The sequence below is a fragment of the Gallibacterium trehalosifermentans genome, from assembly GCF_042433055.1.
GTDB classification, from domain to species: Bacteria; Pseudomonadota; Gammaproteobacteria; order Enterobacterales; family Pasteurellaceae; genus Gallibacterium; species Gallibacterium trehalosifermentans.
Genome location: NZ_JBHLWB010000004.1, coordinates 18536 through 32885, shown reverse-complemented (window position 1 = coordinate 32885; position 14350 = coordinate 18536). Strand labels below are relative to the sequence as shown.

At 36.7% G+C, this 14350-nt stretch carries 13 protein-coding genes and 4 tRNA genes; 7 read left to right on the top strand and 10 right to left on the bottom strand.

Features of this window, described 5'->3' with window-relative positions:
- Positions 1-63: 63 nt before the first annotated feature.
- Together secA and secM are read right to left on the bottom strand one after the other, a co-directional pair.
- On the bottom strand, positions 64-2748 hold the full coding sequence (secA, locus tag ACFFHK_RS04610; RefSeq protein ID WP_382370018.1) for a preprotein translocase subunit SecA: 2685 nt from the start codon (positions 2746-2748) through the stop codon (positions 64-66).
- Positions 2749-2846: 98 nt separating this feature from the next.
- Positions 2847-3179 carry a secA translation cis-regulator SecM gene (secM, locus tag ACFFHK_RS04605; protein WP_382370016.1) on the bottom strand — a complete coding sequence of 111 codons (333 nt, stop codon included), beginning with the start codon at positions 3177-3179 and terminating at the stop codon, positions 2847-2849.
- 97 nt (positions 3180-3276) lie between these two features.
- Here secM and ACFFHK_RS04600 point away from each other — a divergent pair, with 97 nt between their 5' ends.
- Positions 3277-3597, top strand: coding sequence for a DciA family protein (locus ACFFHK_RS04600; protein ID WP_382370014.1), 321 nt, complete (start codon positions 3277-3279; stop codon positions 3595-3597).
- Here the strand turns inward: ACFFHK_RS04600 and ACFFHK_RS04595 are convergent.
- The 7 genes from ACFFHK_RS04595 to ACFFHK_RS04565 form a co-directional block, all read right to left on the bottom strand.
- The gene (locus tag ACFFHK_RS04595; protein ID WP_382370012.1) at positions 3578-4468 is read right to left on the bottom strand and encodes a Dam family site-specific DNA-(adenine-N6)-methyltransferase; all 891 of its coding nucleotides are present in this window, start codon (positions 4466-4468) and stop codon (positions 3578-3580) included. The genes ACFFHK_RS04600 and ACFFHK_RS04595 overlap by 20 nt on opposite strands.
- A 3-nt stretch (positions 4469-4471) precedes the next feature.
- Complete coding sequence (aroB, locus tag ACFFHK_RS04590) at positions 4472-5563, bottom strand: 3-dehydroquinate synthase (protein ID WP_382370010.1); 1092 nt, start codon at positions 5561-5563, stop codon at positions 4472-4474.
- 35 nt (positions 5564-5598) lie between these two features.
- On the bottom strand, positions 5599-6126 hold the full coding sequence (gene aroK, locus ACFFHK_RS04585; protein ID WP_382370008.1) for a shikimate kinase AroK: 528 nt from the start codon (positions 6124-6126) through the stop codon (positions 5599-5601).
- Positions 6127-6394: 268 nt separating this feature from the next.
- Positions 6395-7543: a type IV pilus secretin PilQ gene (gene pilQ, locus ACFFHK_RS04580; protein WP_382370007.1), complete on the bottom strand. Its 1149-nt coding sequence runs from the start codon at positions 7541-7543 to the stop codon at positions 6395-6397.
- Complete coding sequence (locus tag ACFFHK_RS04575) at positions 7540-8067, bottom strand: hypothetical protein (protein WP_382370005.1); 528 nt, start codon at positions 8065-8067, stop codon at positions 7540-7542. Before ACFFHK_RS04575 ends, pilQ begins: the two co-directional genes overlap by 4 nt.
- 11 nt (positions 8068-8078) lie before the next feature.
- Positions 8079-8648 (bottom strand): hypothetical protein, encoded by a 570-nt coding sequence (locus ACFFHK_RS04570; protein ID WP_382370003.1) that lies wholly within the window; start codon positions 8646-8648, stop codon positions 8079-8081.
- On the bottom strand, positions 8641-9282 hold the full coding sequence (locus ACFFHK_RS04565) for a hypothetical protein (protein WP_382370001.1): 642 nt from the start codon (positions 9280-9282) through the stop codon (positions 8641-8643). The genes ACFFHK_RS04570 and ACFFHK_RS04565 overlap by 8 nt, the downstream gene beginning before the upstream one ends.
- A gap of 225 nt (positions 9283-9507) precedes the next feature.
- Between ACFFHK_RS04565 and ACFFHK_RS04560 the strand changes: the two genes are divergently transcribed.
- Positions 9508-12075, top strand: coding sequence for a penicillin-binding protein 1A (locus ACFFHK_RS04560; protein WP_382369999.1), 2568 nt, complete (start codon positions 9508-9510; stop codon positions 12073-12075).
- 54 nt (positions 12076-12129) lie between these two features.
- Here ACFFHK_RS04560 and ACFFHK_RS04555 read toward each other — a convergent pair whose 3' ends face one another.
- Positions 12130-13116 carry an Asd/ArgC dimerization domain-containing protein gene (locus ACFFHK_RS04555; RefSeq protein WP_382369997.1) on the bottom strand — a complete coding sequence of 329 codons (987 nt, stop codon included), beginning with the start codon at positions 13114-13116 and terminating at the stop codon, positions 12130-12132.
- Between the two features lie 68 nt (positions 13117-13184).
- Between ACFFHK_RS04555 and ybaK the strand changes: the two genes are divergently transcribed.
- The 5 genes from ybaK to ACFFHK_RS04530 all read left to right on the top strand — a co-directional run bounded on the left by ybaK (position 13185) and on the right by ACFFHK_RS04530 (position 14201).
- Positions 13185-13661 carry a Cys-tRNA(Pro)/Cys-tRNA(Cys) deacylase YbaK gene (ybaK, locus tag ACFFHK_RS04550; RefSeq protein ID WP_382369995.1) on the top strand — a complete coding sequence of 159 codons (477 nt, stop codon included), beginning with the start codon at positions 13185-13187 and terminating at the stop codon, positions 13659-13661.
- Between the two features lie 169 nt (positions 13662-13830).
- Positions 13831-13906: transfer RNA gene (locus ACFFHK_RS04545), tRNA-Lys, on the top strand.
- 24 nt (positions 13907-13930) lie between these two features.
- Positions 13931-14006 (top strand) — tRNA-Lys (locus tag ACFFHK_RS04540).
- 24 nt (positions 14007-14030) lie between these two features.
- Positions 14031-14106: transfer RNA gene (locus ACFFHK_RS04535), tRNA-Lys, on the top strand.
- A gap of 19 nt (positions 14107-14125) precedes the next feature.
- Positions 14126-14201: transfer RNA gene (locus ACFFHK_RS04530), tRNA-Lys, on the top strand.
- The last annotated feature ends 149 nt before the right edge of the window (positions 14202-14350 follow it).

Genomic DNA, 14350 nt, shown 5'->3' with positions numbered 1-14350 from the left:
GCTGTACATCTTGTTTCAATTCTGTACAGCTTACCGATTTACATTGCAAATAAAGATGAGACGTTATTTAACTTGCCCACAACAATGCTTATATTTCTTACCTGAACCACAAGGACAAGGTTCATTACGCCCAATCTTACGTTGCGAGTGTTCTGTATCCTGTTGTGCCTCACTATGATATTGCACTTGTGTTGCTACTTTAGCTGCAGCTTGCTCTCTGGCTTGTTCTGCTGCCTCAATCTCTTCTTGCGTGCGCACTTGGACTTTGGTCAAAATACTTACCGCATTGAATTTTAATGTTTCCAACATATCTGTAAACATTTGGAATGACTCTTTTTTATATTCCTGTTTCGGATCTTTTTGCGCATAACCACGTAGGTGAATACCTTTACGTAAATGATCCATTGCAGAAAGATGCTCTTTCCAGAGCTCATCTAGCGTTTGTAACATCACCCCTTTCTCAAAATTGCGCATGGTTTCAGAACCAACCATCGCTTCTTTCTTCTTATAATCTTCAATCGCTATGTTGATGATACGCTCACGCAAGGTTTCCTCATGCAAGTTATGATCTTCATCTAACCATTTTGCAATCGGTAGATCCATATTGAAATCTGCTTTTAAACGGCTTTCTAATCCTTCAATATCCCATAATTCTTCTAAAGATTGTGGTGGAATATATTGATCAATCACATGATTAAAGACATCTTCTCGGATCACATCAATCGTATCAGAAATATCATCATTTTCTAACAACTCATTACGCTGTGCATAAATCGCATGACGTTGATCGTTTGCAACATCATCAAACTCAAGTAAATTTTTACGTCCATCAAAGTTATGCGCTTCCACTTTTGCTTGGGCAGATGCGATCACTTTAGTCAGCATCTTAGACTCCATTGCTTCACCTGGTTCAGTAAAAGCTTTACGCATCAAATTGAGTTTTCCTTCATTGAGATAAATACGCATTAATGCGTCATCTAACGATAAATAGAAACGTGAAGATCCAGGATCCCCTTGACGTCCAGAACGTCCTCGTAATTGGTTATCAATACGACGAGATTCATGACGTTCTGTACCAATAATATGTAATCCCCCTGCTTGCATAACAATATCATGACGCACCTGCCACGCTTGTTTAATTGCTTCAATTTGTTCTTCAGTTGGATTTTCTAATTTTGCAACCTCCGCTCTCCAGTTACCACCCAGCACAATATCCGTACCACGACCAGCCATATTCGTCGCAATCGTTACGGCGCCAGGATACCCTGCGTCAGCCACAATTTCTGCTTCTTTGGCATGGAACTTCGCGTTCAAAACATTATGTTTAATGCCTTCTTTTTGCAAAATATCGGATAATAATTCTGATTTTTCGATAGAAACTGTCCCAACTAACACTGGTTGCTGACGAGCAACACAATCTTTGATATCTTCCACAATCGCATTAAATTTATCTGCTTCACTTTGGAACATTAAATCGGTTCTATCATCACGAATCATTGGTTTATTGGTTGGAATAACAATGGTTTCTAAGCCATAAATTTGTTGGAATTCAAAGGCTTCAGTATCTGCAGTCCCTGTCATACCCGCTAGTTTTTCATATAAGCGGAAGTAATTTTGATAAGTAATAGAGGCTACCGTTTGGTTTTCACTTTGGATTTTCACGCCCTCTTTCGCTTCGATTGCTTGGTGCAAACCATCTGACCAACGACGCCCCGCCATGGTACGTCCAGTATGCTCATCGACAATCACTATTTCGCCATCTTTTACAATATAATCCACATCGCGTTCAAAGAGAGAGTGTGCTCTTAATGCTGCATATACATGGTGTAACAAGGTAATTTTTGACGGGGAATACAAGGATTCATCTTCTTTCATTAACCCTGCTTGCATCAATAATTTTTCAATTTTAATTTGTCCACGTTCTGTGAGATAAGCCTGTTTATTTTTCAAATCTACCGTATAATCGCCATCGCCTTGGAACTCTTCGCTATCTTCTTTTTCTTGTTTCACTAATTGTGGAATTAATTTATCAATCGCAATATAAAGCTCTGAGCTATCTTCCGCTTGACCAGAAATAATCAGGGGTGTACGTGCTTCATCAATTAAAATAGAGTCCACTTCATCGACCAAGGCATAGTGTAACGGGCGCTGAAAACGTTCGTGCATTGTGTGAGCTAAGTTATCACGCAAATAATCAAAGCCTAATTCACTGTTAGTTGCATACGTAATATCTGCAGCATACGCAGCTCGTTTATCCTCTGGCGCCATTCCAGGAACATTCACCCCAACCGTCATGCCTAAGAACTCAAATAATGGGCGATTAGTCTCTGCATCACGACGAGCAAGGTAATCATTAACCGTTACTACATGAACACCTTTCCCTGTCAACGCATTCAAATAGCAAGATAAGGTTGCGGTTAACGTTTTCCCTTCCCCTGTACGCATTTCTGCAATACAACGGTTATTCAACACCATGCCCCCAATCAACTGTACATCAAATGGGCGTAAACCTAACACTCGTTTACTCGCTTCACGTACAGTAGCAAAAGCTTCTGGCAAGAGTTGTTCTAGCGTTTCTCCTTTTTCTAAACGATCACGAAACTCCGCAGTTTTGGCTTTTAATTGTTCGTCCGAAAGCTCGGCATATTGAGGTTCTAATTTATTTATTAAAGCAACACGTTTATTTAAACGACGTAAAATACGGTCATTACGACTACCAAAAAGTTTTCTTGCAATAGCTGATAACATAATAATTTCTTCTTTCTAATAAAATATATAACACGACTAGATACCATAATAAGCATCATTTTATCTGCTAACAACGATACTGTTAGCGCTTTATTCAATTAAATAAAAGTGCTCTGCGGTCCCGCTCGGATTTGAATAGAATAGTGATGAGCCTGAAATAGTAGAGCTTGCTGCTCTAAATAAAATTGTGGTTGGATCTTAACCTGATGATGAGATAACTCAAACTGTTGCTGTACTTTTCGCAGCAATAAAAAAGGAGAATTGATTAGTTGCGACTCAACTGTGGAAACGGTTTGTCTGGTTTCTAACTGAGTTAAAATCGTTTGATTAGGTTGTTCTGCGTGAAGAGGTAAAAAGAATAGGGTTAATATCCCTAATAAAAGCCGATGCCATAATGCTTTTTTTCCGACTTTTGTTAATTGATAATCCACGATAATAGCCCTAACAATCCTATTCAAAATAACAAGTTACGATTATAAAATAAATCCTCTATAATGTCATACAAATTGCTTGGGTTAAGGTACGAAGATGACAGCCAAAAAAGAAGTACGCCATCAAAAAGTTTTAAATGTAAATGATGTTTTACAACGTTCTTCACTTTCTGCCTTAATTGAGCGCCATAATCAATTACAACAGTTCTATTTTGATATAGAAAAACTGATTCCTGCACAATTTCAAGGCAAAATTCGGCTTGCCGAACAAAACAAAGATACACTACTTTTCCATGTCGCGAACGGAATGATCTATCAAAGTTTACGCTTTCAACAAAGGCAATTATTAAGCCAAATTCAGCAAAAATACCCGAACATTCAAAAAATTGAGTTTAAAGTTATTCCAAGCCTGAATTAGCTTGTTGTTTCTTTTTCCATTGCAATAATTTTTGTTGAGAAAAAACGGCGATCAATTCTTTCACTTTGACACGCCTTTCACTCGCTTGACTAATCGAACGCTGAACATTGATCTTGCTAATCTTCGCCCCTTGATATAAATCTCGTGTGAAGCGTGTATCATGATTCGAGATTAAAACGGTTGCATTCTGTTGCAACGCTGCTTTATACGCCAATTCTGCTAGCCTTTTCTGATCTTGTAAGCTAAATTCATTGCCTGAATAACGCGTAAAATTTGAATCTTGTTGCAGGGGAGCATAAGGAGGATCACAATACACCACACTCTGTGCTGTTGCTAAGGTAAATATTTGATCAAATGACGCACAAATAAACTCCGCTGCTTGCGCTTTTTCTGCAAAATAATGCAATTCATTTTCAGGGAAATAGTGCTGTCGATATGCCCCAAATGGCACATTAAATTCATTATCACTGTTATAACGACATAACCCATTAAAGCCAAAACGATTCAAATATAAAAAGAGAGTCGCTCTCCGCCACAGATCAGTGCTACGGTTGAATTCATCTCGCAAACTATAATAACGCAATGCAGTATTAGCATCAGGGTGGGTAAATAATAGGCGCGTTTCTTTGATATATTGTTTAACATCAGATTTCACTAATTTAAATAAATTAATCAAATCTGGATTAATATCCGCTAGCAAATAATGCTCAAACTCACTATTGAGGAAAACCGTCCCTGCCCCGACAAAAGGTTCAATGAGTTGTGTCTTCCCTTGCGGATAAAGTCGCTTAATTTCATCTACTAAACGATATTTCCCACCAGCCCATTTTAAAAACGAACGATGCTTTGCTTTATGTGTATTAGATGACATGGATTAGTGAGAATGAATACAATCTTGGATAGCTTGCAACACTAATGTTTTATCAACATCAGCTGTAACGTAAGCCTGTCCTAGAGACTTGAGTAATATTAAACGTAATTGCCCTGCTAATACCTTTTTATCACGCATCATATGTGGCAAATATTGCTCTGCGGTCATGCCTTCTGGAGAGAACACAGGGAGTTTTGCCGCCAAAAGCAAGGCTTGTAAACGAGTAATATCTTGTTGTGTTAAATCTCCTAAATGATAAGAAAGATAAGCTGCCATCATCATTCCTGTTGATACAGCTTCACCATGCAACCATACCCCATAACCGAGATGCGTTTCGATAGCATGCCCGAAAGTATGTCCTAAATTGAGTAACGCTCGCTCACCTTGCTCAGTTTCATCTTTTGCTACTGTCATCGCTTTTAGTTCACAACAGCGCTGAATACAATACTGTAATGTCGCTGTATCTAACTGTACCAATGCATCAATATGTTGTTCTAACCAAACAAAAAACGCCTGATCTAAAATTGCTCCATATTTGATCACTTCCGCTAAACCAGCACTGACCTCACGCTCTGGTAATGTACGCAAGGTATCTGTATCAATAATCACTTTTGCTGGTTGATAAAAAGCACCAATCATATTTTTACCTAATTCATGATTAACTGCTGTTTTTCCGCCAACAGAAGAATCTACTTGTGCCAGTAATGTTGTCGGTACTTGAATAAAACGTACACCACGTTGATAAGATGCCGCAGCAAATCCCGCAACATCACCAATTACCCCACCACCTAGCGCCAGAATAGTGGTATCTCGTCCATGTTTAGCCTCTAACAAGGCAGTAAAAATTAAATTTAATGATGCAAACGTTTTATACTTTTCACCATCAGGTAAAAGCACTTCACTGACTTGGCAACCAATTTGCGACAAAGTCGTTTTTACGGTTTGTAAATAATGTGCTGCGACCGTTGGATTGGTAACAATCATCACCTTGTCGCCACGTTTTAAAGGATAGTAACTACTTGGCTCTGCTAATAATCTCGCTCCAATACTAATTGGATAACGTCGTTCTTTAAGTTCTACATAAACATCTACCATTTTTCTATCCTTTAATATGTTAATTATTGATCGGACTAACCAGTGAAATTCTCTAACAAATCAATAATATTGTTAGCCATTAGTTTGGCACTTTGATCATCTGTTTGCAAAGTAATATCCGCAATTTCTTCATATAACGGTGTACGAATTTTTGCTAAATCTTCTAACACTTGGCGAGGGTCGTCTACACCTTGTAATAAAGGACGTTTTTTATCACGCAATGTACGCTGATGTTGTTTTTCAACTGTTGTTTCTAAATAAATCACAATTCCTCGTGCAGAAAGGTAATTGCGATTTTCTTTTGACATTATCGCGCCACCACCTGTGGATAACACAATACCTTGCCGTTGCGTTAATTCATTAATAATACGCTCTTCTCTTTTTCTAAAGCCATCTTCGCCCTCAACATCAAAAATCCAACTGATGTCGGCGCCTGCACGTTGTTCAATTTCAGTATCTGAGTCCACAAAATCCATACTTAATAATTGAGCAAGTTGGCGACCTATTGTACTTTTCCCTGCTCCCATAGGACCAATTAAAAAAATATTTCTTTTTTCTGCCATGTTTTTTATCGTTCTAAATAATTTAAAGATAAATGAATAGTTCGATCTTTGAGCGCCTGTAACTCAATAAAAGTTACCTTATTATGTTGTTTTTACTAGGTGTTATGACTACTGTATTACGATACACCTGACAAAAGAAAAAGAATACCGTAGTATTCTTCTATTAGCACCACACTCAAAAGATCCCCAAGACCTCGAATGTTCATTGAGATAGCGTGCTATTATCTCAATAAATCGGCGTATTTTTCAACCTTACCGTGCATTTTTATCAAAGATTATTCTTGTGCATAAATTCATCTTTACGTTTCTGATAATTTTCTAACGTCTCTGCCGCATTATGAATAATTCTTGGCGTAATAAAAACGACTAATTCTCGTTTTTGATGTCGTTCCGCTTTACTACTAAATAATTTGCCTAACCCAGGAATATCGCCCAATAAGGGAACCTTATTTTCACCTTTACCAATCAAATCATGAAAGATTCCGCCTAAAACCACTGTTTCACCATCTTTGACCATGACTTGAGATTGCACTTCTTGTTTATCAATCGTAACAACCTGCCCTGCACCGTAAGGAATAGTTGCACCTGCTGCATTCTGTGTTACAACCAGATCTAATGCAATCATACCTTGATGAAGCACTTGTGGCGTAACTTCTAAGCCCAAAACTGCCTCTTTAAATTCAATATGTGTACGGCTTCTTTTCTCATTATCATCTTCGATAACATAAGGGATTTCTGAGCCTTGTTTAATCAAAGCGCGTTTTTGGTTTGAGGTTAATAGATGTGGACTAGCAATAATTTCAACGTTATTTTCTTGTTCTAGCGCTTTTAATTCCAGATCCAATAATCGCCCATGGATCTTTGCAACCTGTAAAGCAATCGATGCCGCTTCAGCACTCGTGGAAAAATTCACATTTAAATGTGCATTTAAATTATCTACGCCAAAACTATCTAATTTTGCCGCCACTTTATGAAAACCATCTGTTTGATTAAACATTCCCCAACGCACACCTAATTCATTTAAGCTTTCATTATTAATCGTAACAATCCTTGCCTCTATGGCAATTTGCTCGCCTGGTTTATCTAATTGCTCAATTAACTTTTTAAATTGACTAATCTGTTGCTTTGTTCCTTTGATCAAAATTAAGTTATTTTGTGGCGCAACACTAAATCCAGATAAACTTGATAATAAACCACCACCATTTTCATTAAAAACTTTTGCTAATTCATTTACTTGGATATATTTCACTTTTACGGTTTCAAATTCATCTAAATTTTCTTGTGCCTGATAATTATTTTGTCTCTCGGCAATAAAATCTGGCGCTGAATGTTCAAAAAAAGGATCCTTGATTGACGGTTTTGCTATACTCGTCAATGCTACTAAACTCAATAATAGATAAAGTATTAATTGTTTCATTCACGTAGCTCCTCAGAAAATAGATGAATTGCAATATGTAATACTCCCAGCTGATCTGATTCCGCTCCTCGTTCGATACGTAATGATGAAATCGCCCAGTCAGCAAGAATAACTTGAAATAACAGGTCAAAATTTTCTATAAAATCTTGGAAAGAAGCATATAAATGTAGCTCAACACGTAATAAATCTTTATTACTCATCTGCATATCAAAACGTATTGAGGTATCATCAGACAAATCGGTTAATTGTTGATGTAATGTTGCTATTTTTTGCGTATTTTTTTGTGTATCTTGTCGCTCACTGACTCTTTTTTGTAAATGTTGTAGCGTTTGTTGCTGCTTTAACATTAGTGCGGATTCGCTGGCTAGCCTTGCTTCTAATGTTGCAATCTGTTGAAAAAGCGTCCAATTTTTCCAGATAGGGTACGACAACAGTAATAATAATAAAAATAGCCCAATTAAATACAATAGGTGATTAGGCAGATGTAATAGATACCAATGAATACCTTTAGGAAACCTCATCATATTCTTAGCCATTACAACGCCTCTTTTTGCTGAAAACGTAAAGTAAAAGTAGTGTGTTTTTGTGTATTTTTACTGGTTAATATCGTAGGTTCTAACGTAATTGGATATGGCCAATGCGTTAATAGATATTGTTGTAATTGATAAAATTCTTGTTGTGCAATATTTTCTCCCATAATCATAAAATGCAATTTTGCCTTTTGTTCATTAGCAAAAGAGCTTGCTTCAATTTGCGCGAGAGATAAACGCCCATTTCCTAACGGTAGATGTGAGAGAAATTGTACAAAATAAACCAGCTCATTTAATGGTACTTTTTCTAATGATGAATGTTCACTTAACAGGTGTTGTTGTTTAGACAAATCTTGTTTCACTTGCTGTAAACGATTATTGAGTGCTTGCTGTTGCTGGTTTAGCGTATGGTATCTAGCAGATTGTTGCTGTGCAGATGTCAATAAACGATAACCCGCTAAACTAACGATAATTATCAACAATAATATGAATATACTGACCTGACGATAACGTCGGCGATAATGTTGTTGGCGCCAATCTAAGAGATTAATTTCAAATAACTTTTTATTAATCATCTCGCCCCCATAATGCACACCCTAAACAAATAAATTCCCCCTCGGATAAAGTCGTAATTTGTTGTACATTTTCATGATTAATGATAGCTGTAATATCCACTGACTGATGTTTATCTGTCTGAAATAAAATAATTCTGGAGAAATTATTGCGAAATGCCGTGATATACTTTTCCCAACTAGAATAAAAATCTTCTTGTGTTACAAATAGTTCCGTTTTAAAAGGTGAGTCCAAAAGAAAAATACACTGTTCTGCATAATAACAATACAGCACACTTTCCGTTGCATTTCTCTCCGACAAATGACGAAAGGCTCGTAATAAAACGCGAGGAAAGACATCTAATATACTCAACGGTAATGGATAATATTTTTCTATCTCTTGCTGGGCATTGTGCTGTTTAACCACATATAAATCGAGATATTCACCTTGATAGATATAATCAAACCAAATAGGACTCCCATCATGTGGCAAATCATTTTCCAGTAGATGATAGACTTGCTGTTCAAGGACATATTGCGTTAATTTTTGTGGATAGTGATAACTTCTGCGCCACACTAAATGAATTGGCAAAACAGAAACATAAAGAATTTGTTGGGCTGCGTAACGATACTGTTTGGTCAATAATGTTGTTAACATCGTTATATCTTTAACAACACCCGATATAACTTGCTGTTCAGGAGTAAAAAAAGAATAATGTAAACAATTAGATACAAAAAACACGCCCACTCTAATGGTAGCAGTTTTGTCTTTTTTTCGTGGAGGAAATAGAACTTTCATCGTATAATCAACATTCAATTTTAAAACATAAGTACACTTTACTTTCATTTAGTAGCTTTATTTTTATAGAGAGAATTTTTTTCGATGAAGATCGTAAAATTAATATTTAGTTCTATTTTCACGTTGTTTATTCTTGGGTGTGTAGCTGGTGGAATATTTTACTTTCACATCAAATCTCAATTACCTAATGTTAATGAATTAAAAACTGTTGAATTACAACAACCTATGCAAGTTTTTACCGCAGATGGTAAGTTAATTGGTGAAATTGGTGAACAACGTCGTATTCCTGTTCCATTAACACAAATCCCTCAACAGATGATCAATGCAGTGATTGCCACTGAAGATAGCCGTTTTTATGAACATTATGGCATTGATCCGATTGGTATTGCTCGGGCAGTAAAAGTTGCCATTACCTCTGGTGGCGCTTCTCAAGGTGCGAGTACTATTACACAACAAGTTGCACGTAATTTCTTTTTAACGCCTGAAAAAAAATTAATACGTAAGTTAAAAGAGATCGTTCTCGCAATCGAAATTGAAAATAATTTAAGCAAAGATGAAATTTTAGCCCTTTACCTCAATAAAATTTACCTTGGTTATCGTGCCTATGGTGTTGCAGCAGCAGCACAAACTTATTTTGGCAAAACGCTTGATCAGTTAACACTAAGTGAAATTGCTGTCTTGGCTGGTTTACCGAAAGCTCCCTCTACAATGAATCCAATTTATTCATTAAAACGAGCAACCGAACGGCGTAATATTGTGCTTAGTAGAATGTTAATTGAAAAATATATTACCGAAGCCCAATATCAGCAGGCACTACAAGAACCCATCATTGCGAGCTATCATGGTTCAAAATTAGATCTGCAAGCAGATTATGTTGTTGAAGCTGTTCGTCAAGAAATGGTCAAGCTATATGGTGAAGAACAAGCGTATACAAAAGGCTATCAAGTATTTACTACCATCAATTCTACTGATCAGTTAAATGCACAAAAGGCATTAAGAAATAATCTGATTGCTTATGATATGCGTCATGGTTATCGTAAAAATGCAACATTATGGAAAGCAGATGAAATCGCTTGGGACAAAGATCGCATTATCGCTTTCTTAAACAAACAGCCTGATAGTAAACCATTACAACCTGCTGCAATTCTAGAAATGAAAAACAACCAAGCACAAGCAATGCTGGCGAATGGTGAAATAATTACTTTAAACCAGAATGCAGTTAAATGGGCTGGAAACATTAATAAAATATTGCATAAAGGCGATATGATTTGGCTAATACAGGATAATAAACAGCAATGGGGATTACGCCAAATTCCACTTGCTAATTCTGGTATGGTTTCATTAGATAGCACCAATGGTGCAATTAAAGCAATGGTTGGTGGCTTTAGTTTTGCACACAGTAAATTTAATCGTGCAACGCAATCTATGGTTCAGGTTGGCTCTTCAATTAAACCTTTTATTTATACAGCAGCATTAAATAAAGGTTTAACGCTCGCAACAATTTTAAATGATGCGCCAATAACACTCCGCAAAGCAGGACAAACTCCGTGGCAACCTAAAAACTCACCTAATGTATTTAATGGTCCTTTACGCTTACGTGTCGGGTTGGGGCTATCAAAAAACGTGATGATGGTACGTGCCGTCAATATGGTTGGCATTGACTATATTGCTGATTATTTGCAACGCTTTGGCTTCCAAAAAAATCAATATGCCGCAACTGAAGCCTTAGCTTTAGGAGCTGCTTCTTTTACGCCATTAGAAATGGCTAGAGGTTATGCAGTAATTGATAATGGCGGATTTCTTATTGATCCTTATATAATCCAATCTATTAAAGATAATACTGGTAATGAAATTTTTACTGCAAAACCAAAAGTTGCTTGTTTTCAATGTAGTGATAAACAAATTCCTGTCATTTACGGCGATATAACCCCTGCCGATTTTCTCTCATTAAAAATTGACAATTCAGCAACAGAGGGGGCTATTCTTGATACTCCGCTTTCAGCCAATACTTCTGGCGATGAAGACAATACTGAAGCGGTTCCAGATGTACCCGAACTCAATACAAACAATATTCAACTAGAAAATGCACCAAGTCTACTTAGTCATAACACTAATGATCCTCAACAATCCATAGAACCTCAATATGCACCACGTGTTATCAGCGGTAAAATTGCTTTCTTAATGCGTAGTGCGTTGAATTCTGGTATTTATGGTGAACCAGGCGGTAATTGGACAGGTACAAGCTGGCGTGGTAAAGCGATTGCACGGACTGACATTGGCGGAAAAACAGGGACAACAAATAATTCTAAAGTTGCTTGGTATGTTGGTTATGGTGGAGATTTAGTTACATCGGTGTATATCGGATTTGACGATAATAAACTTGATCTTGGGCGAGGTGAGTCTGGTGGTAAATCAGCTATGCCTGCATGGATTGATTATATGAGTAACGCACTAAAATCACTACCTGTGAGAAATGATCCAATACCTGATGGCGTTATCCAAAAACGTATTTCAATGGAAAACGGTTTACTTTCAGATTCTGGTGGCAGATTAGAATATTTTATTGAAGGTACAGAACCTACCCAATACTTTGTCCCTGAACAAGGTAATCAAATCATAGACAGCAAAGGTGAAATGAAAGAACTTTTCTAAAGATCCATTACAATTAAGGGGCTATAAACAGCCCCTTATTACTTAACATAAACATTAGCCCTGCCATTCATCAATTATTTGTAATAGCTCAATGGCTAATCTTGCTCGAGCAAAACCACGCTCATCGCTTACCGCCCATAAGCTTAATTGCCCCTCTTCACTAAACATTGAATGAAGATGTAATTGTGGTAATTGTTCTGTATCACTTTCCATCTCCCCGTTAGTTACAGGCGTCAATAATTTTTCTGAATGAATTTGTAATAACTTACTTTGTTGCCACAAATTATTCTTATCTAATTGTTCTAAATCGTAACCTGACAAGGTAATTTGTTGTGCAAACCCGTAAAAAACAGGCACTTGTAATTGATGAGTAATAAACTGCCCTGTAAATTCAGGTAATACTTTTGCTAACAAAATACGCTGTTTATTAAGATCCCCTTGATCACATACAGGTACCACATCAAATGCTAGACGCTGCTGTTCATCATTTAATGGTATCCCATTTAATAACTGAGCAGTTTGACCAACCAATTCCCGAATCTTATCTTCACCAAAATAGGACATTGGCAACAAGGAAGTTACTGATAATTGAGTAACTTGATACTGCTGCAATAAAGGTTTTAATGCTAATGCTAATTGTGAAATTATTGGGTTTGGCAAAGAGGCAATATTACGCTGTCTAATATCGGCTACTCTTTCATTATTTACTGTTGGCACTATCGCAGGAATATCACTTAAATAGGCACAAATACCAAGCATATCAATCGCAATACACCCTGCTTCTGCAGCGGCCGCTAAATGAGTAACTTGCTCTAAGTTACCTGCAAATAATAAATAATCATATCCTCGCCAATCTACATCTGTAAAATTTAATTGCTCAACATATTTACCCTTAAAACGAATTGTCTGTTCTTCAGAAAATTTCTCTGCTTCAATAATGGCAACTTTCGCTGAAACAAATTGACTCTGCTCCAAAACAGCAACTAATTTTTCTGCTAAGGAAAAATCTGCTGCAATAATAATATTTATATTTGAACTCATTTTGTTCTCCGTGCTACTCTTCGACTCGTTATTTTATCAAATTAATTTTTACGACGGGAATGTTTTCCATGACACCAGCAATCAACCTGTTAAAGAAACAAAAAATATCTTTTCAAGTTCATCAATATAATCATGATCCTAATAACACCAATTTTGGTAAAGAAGCAGTAGAAAAATTAAATCTCTCTCCATTACAAACTTATAAAACACTACTGGTTACTGCAAATGGTGATGATAAACAACTGGCAGTAATGGTAGTACCTGTTGCGTTTAGTTTAAATTTAAAAAAAGCAGCTAAAGCCTTAGGCGTAAAAAAGGTCGAACTTGCAGATAAACATCTCGCAGAAAAAGCTACTGGTTATCTTGTTGGCGGAATTAGCCCATTAGGACAAAAAAAACATTTACCAACAATTATTTCCATTACCGCTCAACAGTTTCAAACAATTTTTATTTCAGGTGGAAAACGAGGAATTGATATTGAATTGCAACCACAAGATTTAGCACAACTTACTCAAGCTAATTTTGCTGATATTAATGAAGAATAGTAAAAAATATTATCATCTTGATAAAATTCCACACTATTCGCCTAAATTTATGCCTATTTTTCAAGCAAAGTGTTTTTGATTAAATCAAACAGCAAAAAATATAAAAATTTTTATTGATTAGTTCCCGAAAATCAGTATTATAAGCACCCGTTGCAATATGGTAAGACATGGGTCGTTAGCTCAGTCGGTAGAGCAGCGGACTTTTAATCCGTTGGTCGAAGGTTCGAATCCTTCACGACCCACCATTTAATCCATATTTTACCCTATTAGGGTCGTTAGCTCAGTCGGTAGAGCAGCGGACTTTTAATCCGTTGGTCGAAGGTTCGAATCCTTCACGACCCACCACTTAACATTTAATCAAATTTAAGTGGGTTATTAGCTCAGTTGGTAGAGCAGCGGACTCTTAATCCGTCGGTCGAAGGTTCGATCCCTTCATGACCCACCACATATTAACTCACATCTCTGGGTCGTTAGCTCAGTCGGTAGAGCAGCGGACTTTTAATCCGTTGGTCGAAGGTTCGAATCCTTCACGACCCACCATTTCAAATCATTGTTACATTTCATCTGAACTAAATCAGTTGTTAAGCTTAGCTAATAAATTGATATAAAATCCCTATCTATTCTCTGCTATAAATTAGTAAGCCAGCAAAAAGTAATTTTTTCCGTCTATATTTCTGAAAAATTTATAC